Consider the following 25,687-nt stretch of genomic DNA (forward strand, 5'->3'; position numbering starts at 1 on the left):
CCCACCCGCCCATCGGCCGGTCGGCAGCGACACCTCCTCCCGCGACGTCCCGCCCACCCGCACCACCAAATCTCTCCCACGCTCTCCACGCCGTCGCTTCGTCCAACGCTGTTGCCCGCCCATGGATCTATCCGGCCAACAGCCTCGACGGCGGCGCCTCTCGCCGACCATTTCTGTCTTCGAGTGGAGGTAGACGCATATCCGCGTCCTTGACCATCGTGGTCGCTCTCGACCCCGACATCACCACTGACGCCCTGACCGACTCGGCCGCGGACCGCGTCCACACGCATGGGCACCTTCGTCCCACTGGCCCTGTCGGCCGTTTCCCGGCACGCCGCCGGCTGACCCGCAAACTGGTGCACCGCTCGCGCGGACACGCCGCCGGCGGACCGATTCGCCTGCTCGATCTGCGTCTGATGCGCAGCCCCGCCGCAGAGTACGCCGCGTGGCAGTGGCAGCAATGGCACGCCACCGTTTCCGGCACCCGCGATGCCCAACCCTGGTGGGTGTTTTTCGACCGGCACCGTGCCGACCCGGCCGCGTGGCCGATCAGCTGCGCCCAACAGGCGTACCTGGCGCATTCCCGAGTGCTGGCGATGACCGCCTACAACGCCGCACATCGGCAGCACCCCATCCCCGTTGCCCGGCTCGAGTCGCTACAGGCCGGATTGAATACTCGCTGTACCGCAGCCGCGCTCGCCGCGGTTCCCGGCGACGCCACCGCCACTGCCACCGGCATGTGGCTCACCACTCGCAGTGGTCGGCTGTCCGACCAACTGGCCTATCTCCACGCCGCCAACGACTACATCGACCAGCTGCCCTCGCGCACTTCACTGGTCGCCGTCGCCGCCCGGCCGTCCGGATAAACCCCGTACACGCCCGCGTGTTCCTCGACGCCGGTATGGCCGCAGGGCGGTGGGACCAGTTGCGGTGGAGCCGGCACAGCGACGCCGACGGCTACGCCCGCCAGTACCTGGAAGTTAGCGATCGACACGATCCTCGACCGTTGCGGCACCTCGGCCATCCGCTCTGTCGAGAAGCTGGCCGAGTTGGCCTGGCTGCTCGGCCGCGACGACCTCGCCCCGGCCATCGACGATGCCGACTACCCGATATACGGGGCAGCCAAGGTCAAGATCTTCGCCGACGGGTTCGGCTGGCCGTTCACCGACACCATCGGCGATCCGCACCTGCGGCAGATGCTCACGCGATGGCCGCGGGGCTCGGGTGCGACCCGAACGGTTGCGTTCGAGGCTGCGCGGCTGACGCCACGGCGCGACATTTCTCGGCGGGTCAGCAGACGGTCTGCTGCGCTGCCCGGCGTCACCTCACCGCGTCCCGTCGGCCAGCTCGCCCCGCCCGGGAGCCGGCCGGTGTCGCCGTAGGCCGATGACCGTGCACGGGCCGATTCGCCGTCGGACAACGCTTGGCCAGCCCGCCTGATCGGTGGGCCGGCTTCACGTGGGCCCGGGGGCGGGCCCTGCCTCTGCCGAGCCGGTCCGCCCCCCGGTGCTCCTCAGCCATAAGGAGCCCCTCAATGCTGTCTCCTCATCGACCAGACCGCCAACCCCGCCTGACCAGGGCGGGCACCCTCGTCGTCATCTCCAGCATCATCACCGCCGGGCCGGCTGGCGCGTTCGCCGCCACCGAACGGTTCACCGCCGCGACGATAGCCGCCGTCATCACCGGGGTCGTGGCGCTGCCGGGCGCCGTGACGCTGGTCCGGCTTGCCCGCCACCACCAGCACAGGTGGGGCACCGATTTGGAGCGGTTGTGGGCCAGTCTCGCCGCGGCCACCGACCGGGAGAACAGCCTGCGGCGGGAACTCGCCGCGGCGTTGACCGATCCGCTCACCGGCCTGCCCACCCGGGCGGTCGTCGAGAGGACCCTCGCTACCGCCGCCGAACACCGCACCCCGGTCGCAGTCGCGGTGGCCGACGCCGACGGTTTGCACCAGATCAACGACGACGGTGGGCACGCGGCGGGTGATCGGTACCTCACCGCGATCGCGGATCGGCTCACCACCGCAGCCGCCGCTGTGCGGGCCGACGCCGTCGTGGCTCGTGCCGGCGGCGACGAGTTCGTGATCGTGGCCCCGCACACCGACCCGGCCGTCCTGGCCGACGCGATCCGTGCTGCCTTCACCGCACCGGCCGCTGACGAGCCGGCGCCGCCGCGGGCCAGTGTCGGCGTGGCCGCAAGCGACGGCAGCGATCCCCGCTACGCCCTCGCCCAAGCCGACGCTGCCATGTACACCGCGAAGCGGTCCGGCAACCAGACCCTGGTCTACGAGCCGAACCGCGACGGGATACCGCGGGCCGACGGCACCCGGGCGCACGTCCGTCGCCGTGACCTCAAACCCGGCCGCGACATCGTTCTCACAGACAGGCCGGTTCCGCCGGTCCGGATCCTGTGCAGGGCAGCGGACGCGGCAGCGATCGTCAACGCCCTTCGAATCGCTCACGACAGGTGGACAGCCATCGCCCCACCTCCTCCGACGGGCAGCAGTGCGGCAGACGGAGCGGACCAGACGATCGATGTCACGCCGCCGGCGGCGGGGATCGATCGGATCAGGGCGGTGGCGCAGTCGGAAATGGCCACGTACGCCACCCTCGCCGATTCGATCGCCGCGGCGCTCGACATGCCCGGCGGCGAGTCATGACCCGGCCACGACCGCTGCCCGCTCTGGTGGTCGTCGGACTGCGCGCGGCTGTCGACCTGCGGCAGGACGATCTCATCCGGCCGCCCGGTGAGGTGGACGTCGTCCTGTCCCTACCCGAGTGCCGTCGGACCTCGAACGGCACGCGTGGCCGGGCAATGGTCCACGTGCGGTGCCGCCACCACACCGTCCGCCTGTCGCCAGCGCCCGGACGGGCCGGCTGGTGACCGGCCGGCCGCAGCGGCTGAGCGCGTTGGCCGCTGCCACCAGCAGGCTGTGCACCTACACCGCCTACGGCTGGTGGCTGCTGGCCGGCGGGCGAGCCGGACGTGGTCTGCACCCGGACGACCTGACGCCGGCCCAGCGGCTGGTGTGCGCGGCCGTGCACCATCACGCGGACTGCGTCACCGCGACGGGCGGCACCTACTCGGGCTGCCAGCCGCACGACCTGGTCGACGTGACCGGCATGTCGGCCGGGTCGGTGAAGTCGGCCCTGCACCGGCTGGTGCGGCTGCGCTGGTTGGACCGCGACCCCCGCAGCGGGACGTTCCAGGTCAGCACCGCAGCGCATGCGTTCACGCGCAGCGGCTGGCTCGACGATCCGGCACTCGCCGGCGACCCCCTGATCGACGTCCTCATCGACCCACCCGACTGACCCGGCAGCCGACAACCCGCTGGCAAATGCACCTGAACTTTGTGCCGATGACGGCCACACCAGCACGGGCGAATGCGGCTACGCCGCTGACCGACCCGACGCCGATGGTCGACGTCACCGGCAGCGCCCTGCGACCCCGATACGCGAGCGGGCCGAACGTCGCCGCAGTCCACACCCCGCGCCGGGCGTAATCGCGTGGCCGGTTCACCACTCCCCCTTTGCGCGCCGTTGGGCGCGAACCCCATTTCACGTCCCGGTGTCCCGCCGGGCTTCCCTGAAAGGCATCGTCATGACCGACGCCCTGACCTCCGAACGCCCCGATTCCTCGACCGCTGTCGCCCCGCAGCCGTCACCGCGTCCGCTGACCGCCTTCGCCGGCTCTCCCGGCCAGGCGGTCACCATCCTGGACGCCGGCGCCCGCTACGACGCCGTCGTGCTGTCCCCGGCCCCGGGGACGAGCATGGTCCGTGTCCTGGTCGACGGGCAGGTCCGCAGCCTGCGCGCGGACATCTCCGCGGTACCGGTCACGGACCCGGCCACCGCGCTGGCGTTGACCCGGCAGGCCGTGGCGTGGGCGCTGGCGGAACAGGACAGTGCCGTCGAACGCGCCCGCAGCCTGGCCGAGCAACGCGACGAGGATCGGCGACGCGAGGCGAGCCAGCTTGCCGAGATCCGGTCCTACGCCATCGACCAGTACCGCGAGGCGGACATCACCCGCGACGGGCTCGACAGCCTCCTGTCCCGGTTCGACCTGAGTCCCTACCAGCCGCGCCACCGGGTCCGGTTCACCATCAGCGGCAGCTTCGACGTGATCCCCGACGTGGACCGCGACACCGAGGACACCGAGTCCGACGTCCGCGGCTACCTGCGGATCGACACCGATCGGGTCGACAACGTCGAGGACGACACCGTGACGATCGACATCACGGCCGATGTGGAAGACCTCGGCGACTGAGGCGCGCATCGCGGCGACCCCCTACGCGCAGTGACCACCCCGGACAACCTCCTGGTTCCAACGTCCGCGCGCACGGGCCCGCGCCGCCAGCGGCGGCCGTACCTGCACACGACTTGTCCTGGCCGATGCCCGGTCACCCCATTTCCGTGTCGGGCATGGCCAGACGGCCATGCCCGGCGACTGCCCCGACAGGAGTCTGCATGGCCCGTGAAATCTTCCGATACATCGTGGTCGCCGAGGACGGCACGAGCCACGAACACCACACCAGGCTGCGCCACAGCGACGTCGCATCGCTGCTGCGCCGCACGGTCGGCGGGTGGCTGCCACCGATCCCGATCGGTGTCCCGGACCTCTACGCCTGGGGCGACGAGGACGGCCATCCGAAAGCCCTGCGCCCGAACCCTGTCGCCCGCCTGCTCGTGGCGCGCTTGGGTGGCGGTGACCTGCCGCTGGTCGGACCTGTCGTCGTCACCGGTCGCCGAGGCGCCACCGTCATCAGTCTCACCCCCACCCAGACCGACGGGGTGCTCACCGCGCTCACCTGCTGTCGCTGACCTGCCCGTCGGCGGCACGGGCCGCCGACGGCCTCGGGAAGGAGAACCCAACTGTGGTCACACCTGACAAGCTGACTCTCACCACCCGCGATGATCGTGTCGCTGCAGTGCCCTACCTCGTCGGTTTCATCCCGACCGACAGCCTGGTCGTGGTGGTCCTGGACGGCAGGCAGGTCCGCTTCGCTGCCCGCCTCGACCTACCTCACCTGTCCGACCTTGCGGAACTGGCGGTTCCGGCGGCGCAGAACGCCGCGATGATCGCCCGGCACGGGTCGGCGGCGTTCCTCGTCGGTTACGGACCGGCCGACCGGGTCGCACCCGCCGCCACGCTGCTCACCACCGCGCTGACCACCGCCGGCGTCGACGTTCTCGAAGTCCTGCGGGTCGGCGACGGCCGTTACTGGTGCCTGTGCGGTGACGCCGGCTGCGCCGACGGTGTGGCCTACGACCCGGCTGGCAGCAGGATTGCGGCGGAAGCGGTCTACCGCGGTCTCGCTCCCCTGCCGGACCGGGCCGCGTTGGAACGCCTCATCACGCCGATCAGCGGGGCGGAGCGTGACCGGATGCGCGTCACGACCACGACCGCGTTGCACCGGCTGACCGGCATGCTGGCCGACGAGACTGGCGCGACCGCCGGCGCTGTGCCGGAGCATGTGGTGCGCGCCGGGGTGGCGGCGGTGCAGCAGGCGTACGAGTCCGCTGCCCGCGGCGGGACCCTGTCCGACGACGACGTGGCGTGGCTGACCGCCGTCCTCATGCTCCCTGAGGTCCGCGACCACGCGTGGGTCAGCTGCGACGGCAGCGACGGGCAGCGGCGGCTGTGGATGGAGGTGACCCGACGGGCGATGCCCGCTACCAGCGCCGCACCGGCCTGCCTGCTCGCCGTCACCGCCTACCTGGCCGGTGACGGCGCCATGGCGAACATCGCCGTAAACCTTGCCCTGCACGTCGACCCGGACTACCACTTGGCGCACCTGCTCGGCCACGCTCTGCAGGCCGGTGTGTCGCCGCAGCAGTGGCGGGCCGCCACCACCGACACCACCGCCGAGTAGGCCGTCGCTGCGGTGCCCGACCCGGGCGCCGCCGGCACCCCCCTCGCGAGCAGAGGCTCGCACACCGTTCGAGGTGAGGGCAGCCGGTGGCACCCGGCTGCCCTCGATACCTCCCCGACCTTGGGGATTGGAGGTGTGGGCACCGTGTCCACCCTGACGCAGATCGCCGTCCTCCTGACGGCGATCGTGATCACCGCATCTATCACCTGCCACCTGACCCGGCTGCGCGCCGCGGCCCGTTACCGGGCGGCCGTCGCCGCCGCCGCCCTGCACAGCCTCCACCACGATGACCTGACCGGCCTCGGTAACCGGGCGGGCTTGCACGCCGCCCTGGCCGTCGCCGGACGACCCGTCGCGGTGATCCTGATCAACCTGGACGGCACCCGGACGTTCGTGGCCCGCTTCGGCGACCGCGCGTTCGACCAGCTGCTCGTCCTGACCGCCGGTCGGCTCCACCACGCCGTGCAGGCCGCCGGCGGACAGGTGTTCCGTCTGCGCCGCGACGAGTTCGCGGTCCTCATCGACGACCGCGCCGACGCCGCTGGTCTTGCCGCGCGGCTGGTCGCTGCCGTCGCCGAACCGACCGACATTCATCTCACCGGGCCGCCCGTGGCGGTCACCGTCACCGCCTGCGCCGGCGTCGCGTCCCTCACGCCGCACCAGGAGGCCGCGCGGCGGCTGGCGCTCGTGCACGCCGACCGCGCCCTGCGCGCAGCTAAACAGATCGGTCGCGGGCACACGACGGTGTTCCATCCCGCCACCACGCCCGGCACCACCGACGGCGGACCGGTCCGATGAGGACCCGTCGGCTGGTCATCTGCCGTCGTCGGGCGCGTTCCGGTGCGGTTGCCGGCGGGGACGTGTACGGGCTGATCGACTGGGACGACGCGCCGATCCTGATCGTCGGCAGCAGCGACCAGGCGGTGAAGCGGGAAGCGATCCGGATCTTCACCCGCACCCTCGCCGACACGGGCAGCCTCGCCGAGGACGCCCCGGACTTCACCGACCGGTATCCGCTGCCCGATCCCGACGGCCCGATCACGGCCATCGACGACTGGCTGACCCGGCTGCGCCGGGCGACCGCCATCCCCTGGTTCGCCGTCCTCGACGACGAGGTCGTGATCGCCCGATAACCGCCCCACCACGGCAGCCGCACCGCTGCCACCGGCGGGTGCCCGGCCACCGCCACCACCCGCGGGCACCCGTCCCGCGCTGAGGCGACGACCGCCTGACGGTCCACGCCGACCACGTCGGCGACCCACCCACCAGGGGCTGGTCACCGCCAGCCCAGGAACCCATCCCGCTTTGACCCCTTCCGGGGATCGTGCCGGCCGTGTGCCGCAACCCCGGGGGCCACCCGGGGTGGGTGCACGGCCCGGCGCGATGCCTGGACTCCGAACGAAAGGACACGGAGCCCCATGATCGAGCCATCCACGCAGATCCAGGCCCTGCTCGCCGCCGTCTCTCTACGACCGGCCGCCGCCGAGGGAATGCGGACGATCATGCAACGCCAGTCCGAGTTCCCCAGCCAGACGCAGGCGCAGCTCACCGGGATCGCCCTGGACCCCTACGGCCGCGAGTTCGCCGACCAGTTCCTGGACACCTACTGGTCCGACGAACAGCGCCACCACGACATCATCAGCGCCGGCAGCACCGACCGTGAGGTCATCATCGGCAGCGGATTCCACGCCGCCACCTACGCCGCGGTCCGCGTCCTCGCCGGCTACCCGAAGCCGCTGGTACTGGAACGCCACCAGCGCGTCGGCGGCACGTTCGCGCTGACCGCACGGCCGACGTTCTGGCTCAACTCCCGCAACCGCGCCGGAGGCGCCGGACCCGCCGGCGACCAGGGGGCGAGCCTGAACTACCTGCCGGGCGCACCGATCCAGGCCGCAGACCTGTCCATGATCGAATATCAGCCGAACACGGACATGGCGTTCGTGATCCGCCTCGCGCTGGCCCAGTTCGCCGACGTGGTCACCAACGCCACCGTCTCCTCCGTCAGCGCCGCCGGCACCGCAGCCAGCATCGACATCGAGGGCAAGGCCCCGATTCTGGCGGGCCGGGTCATCGACGCCCGCGGCGTGGGCGACCCGATCCCCGACGGCGCCAACGGCACCACCGTGCTCACCTTCCGGCAGTTCATGCAGCGGATGGCCGGCATGTGGCCGCTGCGCGGACTGCGTCGCGTCGCGGTCGTCGGCGGCGGTGACTCCGCCAAGTGCGCCGTCGAGTCATGCCTGGGCCTCGCCCCGCAACCGTTCATGGCCGCCGCCGCCCTCGACCAGGTCGACCGCATCGACTGGTACGCCGAGGACCTGCCGACGACCTGCGAGCAGTGGCAGACCGACATCCGCGGCCGCTATCAGGCCACCGGCCGCTACCTACGGCCGGACCGCCGCGGCGTCCAACGACTCACCGTGATCAGCCGCCGGGTGCGTCCCATCGCGCTACCCGACGCCGCACTCATCGGCGGGCGCACCTACGACCTCGTCATCGTCTGCACCGGCAACCGCGAGACACCCATCGACGGACTCGACGTCGCCTCCTTCGACCAGTACACCGCCGCCGACGGCACCGTCGTTGCCCGGACCCACTACAGCCTGCCCGCGTTCCGGGTCGGCCCCCACGCCAAGCTTCCCTTCACCGCCACCGAACGCGCCGACGGCGTCGCGGACATCACCCCCAACGCGGTCTCGATGTTCCGCACCGCACCCAAGACCGCCGCGTTGGCCGCGACTCTTCCCGCACCGACCCGGAGCTGACGCGCACATCCGGGCCGCAGTCCCACCTCGTGCCTACGGGCCGGCTGGGGCTGCGGCCCCAGCCTGTCCGCCGCCACGTGGCGGAGACAGGAGGGCCACCATGGCCATGACAGCCGAGCAACGCGACGCATTCCTCGAACGGACCAAAGCCGAGTTCGACGCCCGGCTGGCGCGCCTCGCCGCCGACCCCACCGAGTGGGTCACCTTCATCGAGGAAGCGGCCGTCTTCGGCGCCCGCTACAGCCTGCACAACCAGTTCCTGCTCATGCTCCAGGCCGCGGAACGGGGTGTCGAGCCCCGCTACTTCCTGCCCTACGGCAACAGGAAAGGCACCTCAGGCTGGAAGGCCCTCAACCGGCACGTCCGCGCAGGCGAGACCGGGTTCCTCATCTGGGCGCCGGTCACCCGCCGGCCCACCGAGGAGCAGGCCCGCGAGTGGGAGGCCGCCGGCCGCACCGTTCGACGCGACCCGGACGGCCGCCCCGCGATCCAGGTCGTCGGATTCCGGCCCACCAGCACCTTCGACATCAGCCAGACCGACGGCGAACCCTTTGAGGTGCCCACCGTGCGGCGCCGCCGCCAGGTGAAGGCCGCCGGCGGGAAGACCGCCCAGCTGCTCACCGGCGATGACCCCACCGGCGCCTACGCCGACGTCGTCGGACTGATCAGACAAGCCGGCTACGACTTCGCCCTCGCGCCTGCGGGCAGCGCCCACCTGGGCCGCGCGAACGGCGCCACCGTCAAGGGGACCGGTGTGCAGGTGGTGCGGGTGCGCGACGACGTCAGCGGCGCGCAGCGCATCAAGACCAGCCTGCACGAGTTGGCCCACATCCGGTGCGGGCACCTCGACGACCTCGACCGGCAGGACCTGCTGCACCGCGGCCGACGCGAGACCGAAGCCGAGAGCGTCGCCCACCTGGTGTGCCGGGCGCTCGGCCTCGACACCCAGGCCTATTCCGACGCCTACGTGCTCGGCTGGGCCGACGGCGACCTCGCCCTGATCCGTGACTGCGCGCAGACCGTGCTGCGGGTGGCCAAGACGATCCTGCGCGACCTCACCCCCGACGACGACGCTGACCTCACCGACGCCGACGCCGAACCCGGGCTCGCCGTCGAGGCGCAGCCCCTCTGACCCGCCACCGCCGCCGACTGCTTCCTCATCCACCCCGTCGACATCCCATTCCCCGCCGGCCCGACCGGCGACCGGCACACGGTCGGCAGCCGGCAAAGCGTGCACACACCCCGCACTCGTTAGGAGCATGAACATGCTGTCCCCGCAGATCACCCTCGCGCTGCCCCAGGTCGTCACCGGGATCGAGGAGAAAGCCGAGCATCTCGGCTGGGACGCCCCACCGGTCCTTCTCGCCCTGTTCCACCGCCACCTGGTCACGGGCTCCCCGCTGCACCTGATCGAGGTGGAGCCCTCACCGTTCGCTCTCGACCTGGAGCCCGGCTCGGACTCTGGCCTCGCCAGCGTGTTGAACCTGCTCGCCGGTTTCATCTGCATCCCCGAGAACGCACCCGAGCTGAACGACTGGCTCGACGCCACGCACCGCACGTTCGTCGGGTACGCGCTGGTGTTCGAAGGCTTCCAGTACACGCCGTACGCCGACTACACCTACGGCGACATCAACACCGTGCCAGCGATGGCCGACGCCGAGGTACGCATCATCGTCGCCATCGACACCAACGGCCGCTGCTACGAGACCAGACGCATCCGGGGCGAAGTTCCCCAGCCGATCACGGTCCACGACGCGCACACGCCAAACCGCCTGGCCGGCGCCATCCCCGACGTACTGAGCCGGCTCGTCACCGCAACCCACCACCTGTGACTGGCAGCGCCCGTCGAGAGCCGGCTGTCGAGCCTCATCTGGCGCCACCCGTCCCGGATGGCGTGTCGCATGTCCCGCCAGGAACTGCTCCTGTCTGAGACCGCCGACCTACGGCGGCTTCGAGGAGACTATGGCCCGGCGTGACACGATGTCGCCGGCGGAGCGAGCCGAGCACGAACGGCAGGCTCGGTTGCTTCGTGATGCGGGTGATGACCTGACGTTGCTGGACGAGGACGACACAGCGGACGATGGGCGTCCTGAGGGAGGCCAACAGCGATGAGCGCCTGGAAGCGGTGGAGGATCGCCATCCCGCTGCTCGGGCTCAGTCTCCTGTTGTTCGTGCCCGCAGTGTTCGGCGCCTGGGCCTGGTGGTCTGAGAACAGCGCAACATACCGGACGATAACCGCCTTCATCTGCCTGGTCCTCGCGGGCTGCGTTGGCATCTCCCTATCGATCGGGATCAAGAGGACCGGGGACGTGCCGTGGCTTCGCATCGGGCTCGTTGCGGTGGGAGTTCTCGCTACCTGCGGTCTGGCCGTCGTCCGTAGATCAGTGTGAGCGGAAGCCTGCGCCACCAGGTGCAGGCTTCCCTGCCCACCTATTCGACTACTGCTACCGCGCCAACGCACGAGGGGCGCTGCGCAGGTACAGGTCGGCGTTCCCGCCCTTACCTCTCGGGGTGGGGACGGTGCCTGCCCTGCCCTGCAGCCGTTTCTCGGCTGCGTCGAGCTTCCACGGGATCACTCCCGCCTCGGCAGCCTGCCGCAGCGTCAGGAAGTCCCCCGGCACCGCCTGATAGGCCGCTGACGTGGGATGTCCCCAGGCAGGTTGGCCAGAGCCGACACGGCAAGGGGATCGCTTCGGGTCACCCTTGCCGCGTACGTCCGTCCAGAAGTTGACCAACTGCCCGATGGAGGCCATCAACTCCTCGGCGATGACCAGCCTGCGGTGACCGGGATCCCAGTCTTCCGGCTCGTGCAGTGCGAGTTGGTTGCGCTCGTTGGCGAGAACATCGGCGCGGGCCAGGGCCTCATGCATCTGCGCCGGCCGCGTGAATAGTCGACCTGGCGAGTCCGAGCGCCCAACGGTGTAAGCCCTTCCGGTCAAGGATGGCGACGCGACCGCCCCGGGCGAGCGCCTGCACGGCGACCAGCTCGGCGAGCACGCTCTAACCGCTGCTGTCCCGCAGCTGACGGCGATGTGTGGAGAGTCGTCGCGGAGGGACGGGATGACGGGTCCGTCGCCCGCACCGTGGCCGTTGGAGAACACCCATTCAGCCTGCCAGGGAACGTGCGCGGCGACCTGGTCCACATCAACCCCGGCCGGCGGGCGCTTGCGCATGCTCCAGACCGCCCGTGCGTCTGGCCTTCACCCGCGCCGACCTCGACGGCCGGCCGCTGCCCGACGCGGGCCACATCACCGAACCTCTCACCCTGCACCAAGGAGACCATCATGCCCGCCGACACTGACCCGAGGATCGCCCGCGCCGTGCTGGCCCACCTGACCACGCCCGGCAACCGTCACATCCACACCCTGGTCCACCACGAGGGCCCGATGGCCGTCCTGCGGCGCCTGCTCACCCGCGACCTGCCCGCCGCCGCGATGCCGGCTCCCGTCGGGCATCTATCCACCATCGACGGACGTCGGATCGCCGAGGCGGTCGTCGCCGACACGGCACGAATCGGCGCGCGGATCGTGACGCCGCAGGACGCGGAATGGCCTACCGGACTGCACGACCTTGCCACCGCAGGTCACACCGCCGGCGGCGTTGATCTGCCCGCGCCGCCGCTGTGCCTGTGGGTGCGCGCCGACCAGCCCCTACCCGACCTGCTGCACCGTGCGGTCGCCGTCGTCGGCTCCCGCGCCGCCACCTCCTACGGCCAGCACGTCGCGACTGAACTCGGCCACGGGCTCGCCGCGCAGGGTTGGACCGTTCTCAACGCCGGCGGCTACGGCATCGACGCCGCCGCGCTGCGCGGCGCCCTCACGAGCCGGCCCCACGCCGCCGTCGCGATGCCCGCCTGCGGGCTCGACCGGCTGCACCCCACCGGCAACCGGCCGCTGTTCGACCGGCTCGACCTGATCAGCGTCTGGCCGCCGAGCAGCGACCCCAGCCGCACCCGAACCCTGCTCAACCAGACCTGGCTGGCCGCCCTCACCTGCGGCGCGGTCCTCGTCGAAGCGGCCCCCAGTAGGGGCCGCGGCATCCTCCCGCGGGCGCTGGCCCTGGGCAGACCGGCCATGGCCGTACCGGGTCCGGTCACCTCCCTGCTATCCGCCGGCTGCCACGAGGCACTGCGCGACGAGCCCCGCATCCGCCTGGTGTGCGACGCCGCCGACGTCGTCGCGCACCTCACCCCACCCACCAGCCGCCCCGGACGGGGCCGCGATCTTGCCACGACGTGGGAGCCGGGGTGGGTGGCGCTGCCTGGGGTCGGTGGCCCGTACCCGGCGCTCGTGGCCGACCTGACCGGCCCGCAGGGCTGGCCGATCGCCCGGTTCACCGCCGACACGATCGCCCGGATCGCGGCCGACTGCGACGCGCTCGCGGCGCGGGTCGGCGAGTCGGCCGGCACCACCCGCATCCGCCTGGTCGACGGCACCGTCCGCCAGACCGAGCGGGCCGGCACGCCCACGGAGTCGACCAGCACCATCACGGCCGACGTCGACGACTACTACCTCCTCGACGGCTGGAGCTGGCAGGTCACCGACCCGCCCCCGGCGTGAGCAGCGGGCCTGAGCCGCGATCTGCCCGCTGTGCCCGGGGAGCGGCTGCGCCCCGTCCCGGGCACCCCGGCAGGTGCGCGCCGGAATCAGCACCCCAAGCCCACGCCACACCCAAAGTCAATCTGGAAGGAGCACGGTGGACCACCCATCTCAGGACTGGCAGGAACTCCTCAACCTCACCACGGCGTGGGGCGAGGCCAGCCGCCGCAACGACACGTCTTTACCCAGCGACGACGACCTGTGGGCGTACGCCCGCAGCCACCGCCTCGAGCTGCCCGCACCCGTCAACGACCTCCTCGTCGACGACCTGCGGGACGTCTTCAACGCCGGCCGGCTGCCCCACCTGATCGACCTGGACGCCGTCGTCGCCCACCTGGCCGAGCAGGGCCGCCCGGCTCTGGTCGCGCACAGCGGCGGCAACACCGCCACCCTCTACACCGGCAGCCGCTACACCGACCGCCTCGGCGACACCCGATGGTCAGTGACCGCCGGGCCCGGCTGGTTCGACGCCCCCGGCCACCGCCGGCCCGTCGCGGACACCAGCGAGTTCACCATCGGTCCCGACGACCAGGACAACTGGTGGTGCCTCCGCGTACCCGAACACACCACCACCGCGGCAGTCTCCGCGCTGATCATCACCACCATCGACGAGGTCGAGGCGCGGCGTGCCCGGCTGTCCGCCGCCGCGTCGGCCGCCGCCGGCGCCATGGTCCGGGTAGTCGCCGCACGGTATCCGGAACTCGGCACCGCCATGCCGGACCCCGGTCGTGACCTCGTCCGCGACGTCGGCGACCTCATCACGGACTGGCTGCACGCACGGCTGCCCGCGCTGCGGGCCGCCCCGCCCACCATCACCGACCGGCCACGCGGTCAGGAAGGAAGGAGATCGTGACCCGACCCGTTTGCGGCACCTGCGCCACACCCGGCGGTGTGCGGGACGGTCGGCCGTGGTGCGACACCTGCCGCATCTGGCTCGTCCTGCACGAGCCGACCGGCCAGTGGGTCAGCTACGCCGACCATGCGTCACGGGACCGTGCCGCCGAGACGGCACGGCAGGTCGCCGCCTCCGCCCGCCAGGTCACCGACAACCTGCCCCGGGTCCATCGGATGCTGCCCGAGGGCTGGACGGCCAGACCTCACCAGGCAATGGACGGCGCTCCGTACACGATCGCCATCGACGCGCCCGGCGGAGTCATCGACGCGACAACCTATCTACACCCACCCACCGACGCCTCCGGCTGGCACGTGAGCGTGCACAACCGGGTCACCGGAGTCGGCTTCCCCTCCTACACCGACGGTGGCGCCCGCGCGGCATCGTTCGACACCGTCGAGGCCGCCGCCACCGACGGGATCAGGCTGCTTCGCGGCGAGATCCACGGTCTGGCCTCACGCCGGCCCCGCTGACCAAACCAACCTGCACACAGTCCAGACAGAGGTACCGGCGTACCACGGTGTCCGTGACCACAAACCCCCCGTCGGCCCGATGCCTACCCGATGGCGCATCGCTGAATGCCGTCACTGCGGTCGGGTCACCACGCCGGGCCGGACGGCGAATTCCTCCACGCCAGGCCCGGCACATTCGCATGAAGCCCCCGGCCTCTCGGTGACCCGGCCACCGCGGCGACCTGCTCGACCACGCAGTCGAACATGCGGACGACGCAGTTCCCGTGGAGCCGACCGTAACGGGCCGTCTGACTGCACCGGCCGACGGACGAATTCCGGCGGGTCACTCACCGGCATCCGCCTCGTCCGTCTGCGCTGCGCGAGGACCTGCCTCAGCCCTGACCGACCTCACCGACGCGGCGGGTGAGGCCCTTGCTACCGACCTCACCCGCCGCACGCGCCCCCTGCACGAGCAGGAATGTCGTGCCAGAACTGCACCGCCGGCTCACGGAAGCGCTCCGGTGACCGGCCGCACCCAGCCCCGTGTCGCGTCGCCCTCGCCTCGCCGCTGGCCGGCTGCGCGCCGCCGTCGACGCGCAGCTCGCCCACCCCGATCTGGACCCCATACCCGCCGACATCGGCCGGGTCCTCGACCGCGCCCACGGCGGCGTCCTGTGCGCCTGCCCGTGTCTGGTCGAACTCGGCCGCGCCCGACAGACCGACACCCGCCCGGGCCGCTTTCGCGCGGCCACCGAAAGGATCCTTCATGAAAGACCATCCCTACCCCACCGACGCCAGCGAGGCCCTGCCCGAGCAGACGCCGTGGACCGCCGAACAGATCACCGACCTGCTGCGCGCCGGGTTCCACCAGGGCCATGGCGTCATGCCGGACGACACTGTCCTGCGCGCCACCGCAGACCTCATCGCGCAGCAGGTGGCGCTCCTGCGGCGCGCCGACACCGACCTGATCGACACGCTGCGCGGCGCGCTCACCCAGGCCGATGACACCCTGCGCGACAGCAACAGCGCTCTGGAATACCGGTATCAGCAGTTCGTCGACCTCGTCCGACGCTGGATCATCTGGGCGGTCAACACCGGCGCCCTGTCCGTCGCCGACGCCAACAACGCCCTGCACTACCTGACCATGCCGCCGCCCCTGCGCGCCCACTTCGAGGCGACCGTCCACACCCCTTTGGCCGTCGACGTCGACGCCGCCACCACCGACGACGCCGTCGCCTCGGCGCAGCAACTCCTGCGCGTCGACCTGCGCAGCCTCGATGCGGTCGTGCACCCCACCGAACCGTGGCAGCTGCGGCTACGCGTCCTTGACCAGCCCCCAACCCACCCCGCCGACCAGCAGCAGTACCGGTACCGGCTGGTGTGGGTGGTGCCGCTGGTCGTCACGGTCAAGGCCCTCGACCACCGCGAGGCCATCCCCATCGCCGTCGACATGGTCACCGCCGACCTCGATCACCTCGACGTCGCCCACGCCGACACCGCCGACATCCGCGCCGTGGACATCACACCGGTCCACCACAGCGACTACGACCCCACCACCGACTGAATTCCCGCGGTCTGTTCCTGACCCCCCGGGTGACGCACCGACAGGTGCTCCCCCTGGGCGCCGGAATCACACCCATGCGGTGCCGGCGCCCCAGCGCCGGCACCGCACCTTTGAGTGGAAGGCGCAACCTCTGATGCCCTCGACCCGCACTACCCACGAACCGGCCGCCGATCCCACCCGACACCACAACACCGGTCCTGCCGGTGTCGCGACACCCGACAGGGCCCGCGACCCCGTCGACAGCCCACCCCGCCGGCGGGGGTGCCGCTGATGGACGGGCGTCTCCTCGCCGCCGGCATCGCCGTCGCGGTCGCACTCACCCTCACCGACATCGTCCTGCGGCTGCGCGCCCGCCACGACACACCACGACGGTCACCAGCCGACCTGACGATCACCGCCGCCGCCACCCTCACCACCCTCGGACTGGCCGGCATCGCCGGCGCCGTCAGCTACGACCATCTCCGGGAGCTCGCCGAGTCCCGAGGCGAAACCGGCTGGCGAGCCCACGCCTTCCCACTGACCGTGGACGGTGTCGAAATCGTGGCGACCCTGACCATCCTGGCCGACCGACGCGCCGGCCGCCCCTCCACCTGGGTCACCTGGACCGCGCTCGTCGCCGGCGGCATCGCCAGCCTCGGCGCGAACATCCTCGTCGCCCAGGACGACCTGATCGCCCGGATCATCGCCGGCTGGCCCGCCATCGCGCTCATCGCCGCGATCAAAATGCTCTCCGGCATCCTCGAACACGCCCCACGACACAACACCCCACCCGACCGACACCCTCCCGCCCTTGCCGCCAGCAGGACCGCGGAACCGGCCGATGCGCTCGACGACGCGCCGAGCGAGAACGTGTCGCGACACGAACCGCCCGCCACACCCGACGACCCGGCCGTGTCGCGACTCGACGACATCGACGGCGACACGGCAGCCGCCGACGACTGGCCGGTCACCCTCATGCGCCGCATCCCCGTCAACCCCGAGCCCTACCAACGCTGGCAAGCAGTCTGGGCTGACCTCAAAGCCGGCAACACCGACCTCAAGGACCTCGCCCGACGACACCACTTCGACGTGCGCTCCGTCCAAGCCATCCGCCGCGCCGGACAACTCGGCATCCTCAACCACCCCGACCCACCCGCACGACGCCTCGCCGCACTCCCCACCGCCACCGGACACCACGAACCACCACCCCAGCCGGCCACCGACGCCCAACCGGCCTCACCGTGACCGACCCCGCCGCCTCGGTAAGCCGCCCCCACGTTCGTCGGGAAGCCGGGTTCTCAGCTGACATCCGCCGCCAGCTGTGCACATGCCGGCCGGAGCTCATCTGCTGACCGACAATCGAAAGCCCTGGCGTCGGGAACGGCGGGCACGTGACATCACGAACCGTCTTCCCGACGCCAGGGCCCAATCCCTGCCCAAACAGCTACTGACGTCACAGCCCCTGTAAGCCCCGCACTCGACCGTGCCGCAGATGCGGCCATTTTTTGTGCCCACAACCAGCAGCCACAAGCACCACAAAGCACGAATACCGCACCGAACAGGGCGGCGAAATCCAGCGATTGCCGCCCCCGCACCTGGAGGACCTCATGACCACGTCAGCAACCGCCTCTATCCGCGACCGCACGCCCGAGGCGCGACGGTGAGCCGCCGCCTCGCCACCATCCTGCTCGCCGTCAGCCTCGCGGTGATCTTCACCTGTGTCGCCGGCACCAGCGTCCTGGTCGCCACCCCCGCCATCGGCTGCGCGCCCAGCCCCGCCACCTCCCTGCCGCCAGCCCCCGCCGGCGGGTGGCCGACGATCGGCCGCTGGGACCGCGACCAGGTCGGCAACGCCGCCACCATCACCGCCGTCGGCGCCCGCGACGGCGTACCCGCGCGCGGCTGGGTCATCGCCGTCGCCACCGCCATGCAGGAATCCAGCCTGCGCAACCTCACCGGCGGCGACCGCGACAGCATCGGCCTGTTCCAACAACGCCCCAGCCAAGGATGGGGCACCCCACCGCAGCTCCTCGACCCCGCCTACGCCGCCGCCACGTTCTACGCCAGACTCCTGACCATCCCCGATTGGCAGACCATGCCGCTGACCGAAGCCGCCCAACGCGTCCAAATCTCGGCCTACCCCGACGCGTACGCAAAATGGGAACCCGACGCCACCCTGCTGGTCACCACCATCACCGGCATCGACCCCCTGCCTGACGGATCACCGGCCGCCGACGACTGCGGCATCGCCGGCCCGTGGGCCCAACCGATCCACGCCCCCGTCGGATCCGGATTCCGGACCGCAGCACGCCCCGGACACGACGGCGTCGACCTCGCCGCCCCACGCGGCACCACCATCCGCGCCGCCTCCACCGGAACCGTCACCCAAGTCCGCTGCAACGCCATCGACCGCCGCGACGGCAGCAACTGGGGCTGCCACCGCGACGGAAACCCCCACCACACCATCGGATGCGGCTGGTACGTCGACATCCAACACGCTCAAGGAATCATGACCCGCTACTGCCACATGGACCAAACACCCCTGGTCCAACCAGGCCAGCCCGTCACCGTCGGCCAACCCATCGGCCTCGTCGGCTCCACCGGCCACAGCTCAGGCCCACACCTGCACTACGAGATCCACACCAACGGCGATCCCAGCAGCGCGGGCGCCCAAAATCCCGTCGCGTTCATGATTGCCGTCGGCGCGCCACTGGGCGAATCCCCACGGTAGGGGGACTGGTCGCGTCGGGGAACTGGCTGGTCAGGGCGACCGCGGGACAGCCCACCCTGACCAGCAGCTCAGGAGTGGCAACAAGCGGTGCGGCGAGGCAGCGCATGATCTAGCAAACCGTTGCGCCGCCCGCGGGCGTTTGGCGCGGGTAAGCAGGTAGCAGTCGACTCTTTGAACAGAGGTATCCGCTCGTCCCTGCGCTTCTCGGTGTTCCCGGGTCTCGCGACGGTTCGAGTGAGACGGCAGCGGTCGGTCGAACAGCGAGCCTCATTCGGCACTCCTCGGCCCGTCGGCCCATGCTCTACGCCGTACGTCGCTGCGCCGCTACGATCCGCGCATGGGTGACTGGCTCGAAGTCAGCGACAAGCTGGGCTCGGTCATCGGCGCGTTCCTGGCCTTGGTCGCCGTCACGATCACGATCGGTGGATTGCTGCTGCGGCGGCGGACGGCCCGGACGGCCCTCGCCGGGCCGGATTTGACTGCTCTCCTCCAGGCGCAGAGCCACGACGCGGCCCGTCATCGCTACCGCTTCTTCGGGCACGTTCCCGCGCTGTCCGAGGTATACGTCCGGCAGCAGGTCGCCGGACCGGGGGCGGCAGACCTGACGATTGGCATCAAGCAAATGCTTGCCAGCAGCCAGCACACAATCCTGCTCGGCGGTGCTGGAGCGGGAAAGTCGGCGTTGGTCGCTGCAGCCGTGGCCGAAAGCGCCCAGGAGGCACTCCGGGGCCGGCGGCCGAAGGTGTTCACCATCGCCATCGCTGCGGCGGACCTGGTCGAGCAATCGCTGCCGGGTGCCCTGGCCCTTGCCTGCCGTCACGATCTGAGGCTCGACCTGCCAGCGTCCACCTTCGACCGGCCGCCGGCCCGTGGTGCCCGCTGGCGCATCATGATCGACGGGGTCGACGAGATCATTGATCCGGACGCGCGGTCACGGGTGCTCTGGTCGCTGCGGAGCCGGCTCGCCGAGCCATCGGTGTCGCACCAGCTCGTCGTCACGACGCGGCCGCTGCCCGAAGACGAGATGTCGGGTCTTCGGGCACCCGGCGTGGACGTCTACGAGTTGCAACCGTTCGATCAGGACGAGCTGGACGCCTTCGCTCGGCGCTGGTTCGCCGCCCGGCGTCCCGAGATGCCTGCCGAGGCGAAAGAGTTGGCCGTACGCTTCCTGGCTCGGGTGGCGGGTGCCCGGCTCGGCCCAGTGGCCCGGGTACCGCTGCTGACGACGATCGCTGCGATGGTGTTCGAGCACGACGGCGACCGGCCGCTCCCGTCGAGCCGGGCAGCCCTCTACGAGCAGTTCGTCGGGCACCTAGTGGAGGGCCGGCGGGAGCTGCGGCAGCTGCGGGAGGTGATCGAGGCGGCGCTGGCCGACCGGGGCGAGTCCGCATCCGCGCTTGCGTCATGGTTCCGTGCCGACTTCTCCGGACGAGCGAATGGTCTGTTGAACGCTGTCGGTGACGCAAATGTCGACGATCCGGACGCCGACATGGTGGAGGCAGGGCTCGACTGGCTGCGGCGCTCGGCCGGTCACGACCTGGCCGCCCTGGTTCCCAACGGCCGCTCGCTGATGTCTGATCTGCTCCAGGCCACAGGCGTGGTCGTCGCCCGGGGGCGCCGGCTGCGTTTCATCCATCAAAGCTTCGCCGAGTACCTGGCCGCTCGATGCCGGTCACCTACCTTCGACGAGGCCAAGTGGTGCCGTCTGATGACCAATCCGAGTGGCCGCAACCTGGCCGCCTTCCAGGTTGCCCTTCAGTCGGACACCGACCGGCTGGTCGCTAGGCTTCTGAACGAGGGCCTCGAACCGGCTGCCGCGGGAGACCTGCTCGCGGACGGGATTGCGGTCGGCCCGGACACCCGCGGCCGCATCGTGCAGGCCCTCATCGACGACCTGGCCGCAGGTGAGGGTTCGGACTCGCTCCGGATCCTGCGCGAGCTCAGCGTCGACGCGGACGTGTTGCGCCGGCTCAGCGAACTCGCGGAGGACGATGCGATGAACGACTGGACCCGCGTCACCGTGGCGAGCGCGATCGCCGATGTCGATCGAGAGCGCGGGGTTCCGCTGCTGAGATCGGCTGCCGCGACCGCGGACGACGCGGCGGTTCGAGACTTCGCCGAGGACGCTCTTTTCGAGATGGGGCTGTCCGCGAAGCCCCTGCCGTGGGACGCCGGACGCTTCACCGGCCGGCACGCACTCGGCGGCATCGGCCGCCGCGAACTCACGACGAGGGCGAACAACATCGACATCGACGACACCGAGCGGGTCGCCGCCGCCATCCGCCTCGCCGACGACGGTGACGACGCGGCTCTGCGAGGCCTACTCGCCTCGCCCGGCATCCGGGACAGCGAACGGCTCCGGGGCGCGATCGCGCTGACCGATCGAGGCGACGACACTGCCCTCAGGCTGTTCGCCGAAGGTTCAACCCAGTCGGAGTTCTACGACGGCGCGTCGACAGTGAATCAGTTCCTAAGGTTCGGCGCTCTGCGGGAGCTGCACCGGCGCGACCATCCGGTCACCGTCGAGCTATTGTCACGTTTCGTCTCCGACGCCACCGATGTGCCTGCCACCTATGGGGCAGCAGCCATGCTCGGCGACCTGGGCCATTTCGATGCCTTGATCGCGCTGGCGTCCAGCCGACGGGTGCATTCCGCGCTCGCGGTGGCCGCAGCCCGCCGCTTGGCGCAGGCCGCCGCCCCGAAGACGCTGCGGCGGGCCGCCGAGGCAGTAGATCAGCCGGGTCCGGCGGCCTGGCTGGCGGCCGGTCTGGGGCTGCCCACACGGGCACGTCTGACCCGGCGGCAGCGGATCGAGCGGTGGGCGATCCTCGCGCGCCAAGGCGATGCCGAGGCTCTGCGTGAACTGCGGCGGCGCGCACGTAGCCGGATCGCGCTCGGCGTGCTTGTGGCCCTGGGTGACCCGGTCGGTGTGGCCAGAGCGCGGGCCCGCCGAGGCGACCGGGTCTTCGCGGCGGCGCTGCTTGGCCGGACCGGTCAGGATCCCCGCTGGGAGACGCTGCGCGGCCTAGACAGCTCCGCGCGCCTTCGTTTCCAGGCCGGCACTCGTCTCGCCTACGAGACAGGAGACCTCGAACCGTTGATCAACCTGATCGAGGACCGGCGCACTCCGGTCCGCGTGGCTGTCCGGGCCGCCGACATCGTCGGCAGACACGGCGACTGGACCGCCCAAGAATGGACGGACGAGGTGCGGGAGGAATTCTCGCCTCTCGGTCTAGGAATCCGCATCGAGGACCGCGGGATCGATCGGGCGTTGCGGATCTCGGCGCTCGGTATCTGGCGGCGCCTGCCCCATCGGTACGCGGCCCGCCTCGAGAAGGTGGCCGCGGCCCCAGGCACCCCAACCCGACTGGTCCTAGCCGTCACTCAGGCCGGGCTACCCCGGCAGATCTCAGGTGATCTCATCACCGCGATCGCGGTCGACCCGTCCCGGTCGGCCTGGCACCGCTTCGTGGCGGCCCGGAACCTGAGCCGCAGCGGCGATCCGCAAGGCGAGCAGATTCTCCGGAGCCTCGCCAACGACCGCACGGTCCCCCGCTACCTGCGGTGGCTGATCTTGGAGGATCGCAACTGGCCGGACGATTGGGACGAGTTCCGCCGCCACATCGATCGCTACGAGGGGATCGAGCAGGCCGGCGCACTCCTCCGCTTGCCGCGGCTTGGGCTAATGCTTCTCAGCCGCCCCGACCCCGACACTACGAGACAGTGACCTCGGTCGTGTGAGTGCCAGATCTCAGTCTGGCGTCAGGGTATGGCGGCTACGTCGACCGCTTGTCCGTTCGTGGTGATGTGGAATGCAGCAGGCGGCGGGCCAGCCGGTGAGTTTCCTCGGACGGTTCTTCGTCGATTGTCTGCAGCGCTTGGGTGAGTGTGGTGAGTCGCGTTCGTACGGCTGCGGTGTCGCCGGTCTGGCTGTGGGCGGTCATCGCGAGGCGGGCGATTTGCTCGTTGATGGGGTCGATGGTGCATGCCGCGTCGAGGAGGGCGCGGGCGCGGGCGGGATCTGTGTCGGCGACCAGGACGGCGAGGCGGGCGTGGATGTTGACGCCGACTTGTCGGCAGGTGTGTTGCGGGCCGTCTGACCATTCGAAGTCGTGGTGGAGCAGCCCACCCCAGTTGCTGACGGCTTCCTCGAGCGCTTCGCGTTGGGCTTGTCGGTCGGTGGTGCGTCCGGCGCGGCTGGTGGCGTCGAGGACTCGCCACCAGTCGATGTCGAGGAGTTGGGGGTCGAGGTAGTAGCGGCCGCCGGGGTTGACCACCGGTTTGAAGGTGTGGGTGTTGTCGCCTGGGGTGAGTCCGGCGGCGGTGGTGAGCCGGTTGCGGAGGTTGGCGACGTTGGTGGAGAGGCGGTCGCGGGCGCGGCGGGGTGTGGCGTCGGGGGTCATGGCGACTTCGATGTCGGTGATGTCGGCGCCGTCGCGGTGGACCGCGAGGTAGGTGAGCAGTTCGTAGCTGGCCCGTCGGACGCCCGTTACCGGGGTTCCGTCGGTGCCGATGATTGCGGGGCTGCCGAGGATCCGGACGCGGACCTTCGGCTGCGTACGGTTCGCCGCGGGTTTCACCGGCTCGGCTCTGTCGGTTGGCTGCTGGCGGGCAATGTCCGCCTGGCTGGTGCAGGTTTCCGCGGTGACGAGCGCTGCGAGGCCGGTGGTGGCTCCGGGTCCCGCCGCAGGGGCGGTCTGCTCCTGATCCGATTTCGACGGGGGTGGTGGGTTGGCGGGGTCGCCGGTGTGGGCCTCTGTGAGGACGGTGAGCAGTTGCAGGGTGGTGTCGCTGTCCAGGACGGCCAGTTTGGGTCCGGGTTGGGTGTCGTTGTCTGTGGTGGTGCCGTCCGGGGCGACGGTGAGGGTGGTGCCGTGGGACCAGTCTCCGGCGATGACGGCGGTGATGCCGAGGGGGTGGCCGAGGTGCAGGGCGGTGCAGAGCCGGGCTCGGATCGCGGTGTCCGGCACGTCGGTGATCAGGATGATCGGCGGGAGCGGTTCGTGGTGCGGGTCGGCTTGGTGGAGGTCGTCGAGGTTGGTGACGTCAGCGTCGGTGACGGCGCGGGTGCGGTGGATGATCTGGGCTTCGATGTGGGCGAGAGCGTGATCGAGGCCGGCGGTGACGTGGAGTCGGGGGATGACGCCGACGAGGTCGGTGATGGCGTTGCCGTCGAGCAGGTCGGCCAGTGCGGTGGCGGGGATGACGATGTGGCCGCGGGCGTCGGGGTCGTCGGGGCTGCCGGAGGACAGGGTGGCGACGAGCATCGCGCGGATCGCGTCGGGTCCGCCTGCTCCGGTGAGTCCGAGTCCGTCGGCGGGATGCTCTGGCAGGCCGGCGAGTTGCGGCCCGGACGGGCCGGTCGGGGTTGGCGGCGGTGGTGTGCCTTCGGCGATGTCGCGGACGGTGGGCTGCGGGGCGGGTGGGGTGACCAGGTCGGGTGCCTGCTCGCGGGCCGCTCGGCGCAGCCGGCTGATGACGGCGGGCAAAGGTTGCAGGGTCGGATCGTTGGCCGGGTCGGGATCGGTGGTGGGGTTGTAGCGGCTACGGCGTCGCAGCCAGACCATCGATGCGGCGGCGGCCAGCGCCGCTGCCAGTCCGACGGGTACCCAACCTCCAGGAAAGCTGACCCCGGGGCTGTTGTCGCTGGGTTGGTCCTCGGACGTTGGGGAGGCGGTCGGTGTGGTGCTGCTCGGGGCATGTGTGCTCGTCGGGGAGGTCGCTGTGGCAGACGGCGGGGTGGCCGGGGGACGTTCGACCACGGAGTCGGGGTCGGGAGTGGCCGGCGTTGATGGGCCTGCCGTGGACTGCGGGGCGGGTGGCGCGGTGTCTGGTGTGGCGGTGGAGGTAGATGGTGGGGTCGCTGACGGTGTCTGGTTCGGTGTGCGTGGCAGGGTGGGCGCTGGCGGGGTTCGCGGTTGCGCGGTGGTCGGTGGTGTGGCGTCGTCGGGTAGGTGCAGGGTCCAGCCGGGGTAGATCAGGTTGGGGTTGGTGAGCGTGCCACCGACATCGCGGAAGTGGGTGCCTCGGTTGAGGGCGAAGATTTCGGGCCACCTGTTGGGGTCGCCGAGCCACTCTTTGGCGATCTTTGAGAGGCTGTCTCCGCGTTCCACTACGCAGGTGTAGGTCTGCCCGGTCGCTGCTCTGTCCCGGTGGCTGTCCGTCAGCCGCGTCGCCGCCGGTGCTCCGCTCGCCGCGCGGGCAGCGCTGGCGGAGATGGACGTGCCGCGTCGAGCAGCGTCCTCCTGACCAGTGTTGTCACCGGCACTGTGGCTGGTGTGCGCTGGTGATGTCCCGCCTGCGTCGAGGCGGTCCGAGGTGGACAGGTCGGCGTCGGACCGCGGGGCGAGGGAGTCCTCACCTGGCGGGCTGTCGGGCGTCGTGTCGGTCGTGGCGGTGGTGTGCGCGGCGGCGGGTAGCGCGGTGGAGGTGACGGCGGTGGCGCCGAGTAGCGCGGCCGCGAGGCCCTGCATCGGTCCCGGCATGCGCAGCGCGATCCGCCATCGCAGCCGAGCCGCGGCGGCCGTGTGTACGCGGCGGGCGATGGCGGTGGCGAGCATGGCCCAGAGCAGCCAGGCGCTGGTCTGCAGCATTGTGGTGAGGAACCCGGTGGTCAGGGGCTGGTGCAGCCACGCCCGCAGCTGGCTGTCAGATGGCATCGTGGGCGTCGGCCAGCCTGCCAGATACAGCAGCACGAGTGGCGCCGCCGCGAGCACGACCGCGGCGACCCCCGCTGTCGAGACCGGTGGTTTCACGCTGCCCTCCCCCTGCGTCGTTCATCCGTGGCGACCGATGCGGTCGTGACACCGAACGTAGGAGAAAGGCGGGCGGTTG

Annotated in this window: 25 protein-coding genes; 22 read left to right on the plus strand and 3 right to left on the minus strand. The window is 71.0% G+C overall.

The annotated features are described in order from the left end of the window. Positions 1-209 precede the first annotated feature (209 nt). From KBX50_RS27945 to KBX50_RS28015, 15 genes are all read left to right on the plus strand, one after another. Positions 210-866 carry a hypothetical protein gene (locus tag KBX50_RS27945; RefSeq protein WP_210940795.1) on the plus strand — a complete coding sequence of 219 codons (657 nt, stop codon included), beginning with the start codon at positions 210-212 and terminating at the stop codon, positions 864-866. Between the two features lie 183 nt (positions 867-1,049). After that, entirely contained in the window at positions 1,050-1,382 is a 333-nt protein-coding gene (locus tag KBX50_RS27950; RefSeq protein WP_210940797.1) for a hypothetical protein, read from the plus strand. 152 nt (positions 1,383-1,534) lie between these two features. Beyond that, positions 1,535-2,659: a GGDEF domain-containing protein gene (locus tag KBX50_RS27955; RefSeq protein ID WP_210940799.1), complete on the plus strand. Its 1,125-nt coding sequence runs from the start codon at positions 1,535-1,537 to the stop codon at positions 2,657-2,659. After that, positions 2,656-2,883 (plus strand): hypothetical protein, encoded by a 228-nt coding sequence (locus tag KBX50_RS27960; protein WP_210940801.1) that lies wholly within the window; start codon positions 2,656-2,658, stop codon positions 2,881-2,883. The genes KBX50_RS27955 and KBX50_RS27960 overlap by 4 nt, the downstream gene beginning before the upstream one ends. Beyond that, complete coding sequence (locus tag KBX50_RS27965; protein WP_210940803.1) at positions 2,880-3,311, plus strand: helix-turn-helix domain-containing protein; 432 nt, start codon at positions 2,880-2,882, stop codon at positions 3,309-3,311. Before KBX50_RS27960 ends, KBX50_RS27965 begins: the two co-directional genes overlap by 4 nt. 47 nt (positions 3,312-3,358) lie before the next feature. Then, complete coding sequence (locus tag KBX50_RS27970) at positions 3,359-3,502, plus strand: hypothetical protein (protein ID WP_210940811.1); 144 nt, start codon at positions 3,359-3,361, stop codon at positions 3,500-3,502. A gap of 98 nt (positions 3,503-3,600) precedes the next feature. Next, the gene (locus KBX50_RS27975) at positions 3,601-4,266 is read left to right on the plus strand and encodes a hypothetical protein (RefSeq protein WP_210940813.1); all 666 of its coding nucleotides are present in this window, start codon (positions 3,601-3,603) and stop codon (positions 4,264-4,266) included. A 200-nt stretch (positions 4,267-4,466) separates the two neighbouring features. Next, positions 4,467-4,820: a hypothetical protein gene (locus tag KBX50_RS27980; protein WP_210940815.1), complete on the plus strand. Its 354-nt coding sequence runs from the start codon at positions 4,467-4,469 to the stop codon at positions 4,818-4,820. 53 nt (positions 4,821-4,873) lie between these two features. Beyond that, on the plus strand, positions 4,874-5,872 hold the full coding sequence (locus tag KBX50_RS27985) for a DUF4192 domain-containing protein (RefSeq protein ID WP_210940817.1): 999 nt from the start codon (positions 4,874-4,876) through the stop codon (positions 5,870-5,872). A gap of 144 nt (positions 5,873-6,016) precedes the next feature. Beyond that, entirely contained in the window at positions 6,017-6,670 is a 654-nt protein-coding gene (locus KBX50_RS27990) for a GGDEF domain-containing protein (RefSeq protein ID WP_210940820.1), read from the plus strand. Next, positions 6,667-7,005, plus strand: a complete 339-nt coding sequence (locus tag KBX50_RS27995) for a hypothetical protein (protein ID WP_210940823.1) — start codon at positions 6,667-6,669, stop codon at positions 7,003-7,005. The genes KBX50_RS27990 and KBX50_RS27995 overlap by 4 nt, the downstream gene beginning before the upstream one ends. Before the next feature lie 285 nt (positions 7,006-7,290). Then, the gene (locus KBX50_RS28000; RefSeq protein WP_210940824.1) at positions 7,291-8,637 is read left to right on the plus strand and encodes a hypothetical protein; all 1,347 of its coding nucleotides are present in this window, start codon (positions 7,291-7,293) and stop codon (positions 8,635-8,637) included. A 100-nt stretch (positions 8,638-8,737) separates the two neighbouring features. Further along, positions 8,738-9,769 carry an ArdC family protein gene (locus KBX50_RS28005; RefSeq protein ID WP_210940825.1) on the plus strand — a complete coding sequence of 344 codons (1,032 nt, stop codon included), beginning with the start codon at positions 8,738-8,740 and terminating at the stop codon, positions 9,767-9,769. Positions 9,770-9,902: 133 nt separating this feature from the next. After that, a complete protein-coding gene (locus KBX50_RS28010) occupies positions 9,903-10,469 on the plus strand; it encodes a hypothetical protein (RefSeq protein ID WP_210940826.1) in 567 nt (188 codons plus the stop codon). A 276-nt stretch (positions 10,470-10,745) separates the two neighbouring features. Next, entirely contained in the window at positions 10,746-11,027 is a 282-nt protein-coding gene (locus KBX50_RS28015) for a hypothetical protein (protein WP_210940827.1), read from the plus strand. Between the two features lie 54 nt (positions 11,028-11,081). Here the strand turns inward: KBX50_RS28015 and KBX50_RS28020 are convergent, their stop codons facing one another. Continuing rightward, the gene (locus tag KBX50_RS28020) at positions 11,082-11,507 is read right to left on the minus strand and encodes a hypothetical protein (protein ID WP_210940828.1); all 426 of its coding nucleotides are present in this window, start codon (positions 11,505-11,507) and stop codon (positions 11,082-11,084) included. A 414-nt stretch (positions 11,508-11,921) separates the two neighbouring features. Here KBX50_RS28020 and KBX50_RS28025 point away from each other — a divergent pair, with 414 nt between their 5' ends. The 3 genes from KBX50_RS28025 (at position 11,922) to KBX50_RS28035 (ending at position 14,600) form a co-directional block, all read left to right on the plus strand. Beyond that, positions 11,922-13,196: a DNA-processing protein DprA gene (locus tag KBX50_RS28025; RefSeq protein WP_210940829.1), complete on the plus strand. Its 1,275-nt coding sequence runs from the start codon at positions 11,922-11,924 to the stop codon at positions 13,194-13,196. Positions 13,197-13,332: 136 nt separating this feature from the next. Continuing rightward, the gene (locus KBX50_RS28030) at positions 13,333-14,088 is read left to right on the plus strand and encodes a hypothetical protein (protein WP_210940830.1); all 756 of its coding nucleotides are present in this window, start codon (positions 13,333-13,335) and stop codon (positions 14,086-14,088) included. Then, on the plus strand, positions 14,085-14,600 hold the full coding sequence (locus KBX50_RS28035) for a hypothetical protein (RefSeq protein WP_210940832.1): 516 nt from the start codon (positions 14,085-14,087) through the stop codon (positions 14,598-14,600). Before KBX50_RS28030 ends, KBX50_RS28035 begins: the two co-directional genes overlap by 4 nt. 423 nt (positions 14,601-15,023) lie before the next feature. Here KBX50_RS28035 and KBX50_RS28040 read toward each other — a convergent pair whose 3' ends face one another. Beyond that, positions 15,024-15,347 carry a hypothetical protein gene (locus KBX50_RS28040; RefSeq protein WP_210940834.1) on the minus strand — a complete coding sequence of 108 codons (324 nt, stop codon included), beginning with the start codon at positions 15,345-15,347 and terminating at the stop codon, positions 15,024-15,026. On the opposite strand from KBX50_RS28040, the gene KBX50_RS28045 reads away from it, so the two are divergent. From KBX50_RS28045 to KBX50_RS28060, 4 genes are all read left to right on the plus strand, one after another. Next, the gene (locus KBX50_RS28045; RefSeq protein ID WP_210940836.1) at positions 15,346-16,143 is read left to right on the plus strand and encodes a hypothetical protein; all 798 of its coding nucleotides are present in this window, start codon (positions 15,346-15,348) and stop codon (positions 16,141-16,143) included. The two genes, KBX50_RS28040 and KBX50_RS28045, sit on opposite strands and share 2 nt — an antisense overlap. 270 nt (positions 16,144-16,413) lie before the next feature. Beyond that, entirely contained in the window at positions 16,414-17,367 is a 954-nt protein-coding gene (locus KBX50_RS28050; RefSeq protein WP_210940838.1) for a DUF2637 domain-containing protein, read from the plus strand. 415 nt (positions 17,368-17,782) lie between these two features. Beyond that, positions 17,783-18,853, plus strand: a complete 1,071-nt coding sequence (locus KBX50_RS28055) for a M23 family metallopeptidase (protein WP_307871096.1) — start codon at positions 17,783-17,785, stop codon at positions 18,851-18,853. Positions 18,854-19,190: 337 nt separating this feature from the next. Continuing rightward, positions 19,191-22,580: an NACHT domain-containing NTPase gene (locus tag KBX50_RS28060; protein ID WP_210940841.1), complete on the plus strand. Its 3,390-nt coding sequence runs from the start codon at positions 19,191-19,193 to the stop codon at positions 22,578-22,580. A 49-nt stretch (positions 22,581-22,629) separates the two neighbouring features. Here KBX50_RS28060 and KBX50_RS28065 read toward each other — a convergent pair whose 3' ends face one another. Next, positions 22,630-25,608, minus strand: coding sequence for a BTAD domain-containing putative transcriptional regulator (locus tag KBX50_RS28065; RefSeq protein ID WP_210940842.1), 2,979 nt, complete (start codon positions 25,606-25,608; stop codon positions 22,630-22,632). Positions 25,609-25,687 lie beyond the last annotated feature (79 nt).

The organism is Micromonospora sp. C51 (genome assembly GCF_018070435.1).
In the GTDB taxonomy this organism is placed as follows: domain Bacteria; phylum Actinomycetota; class Actinomycetes; order Mycobacteriales; family Micromonosporaceae; genus Micromonospora; species Micromonospora sediminimaris.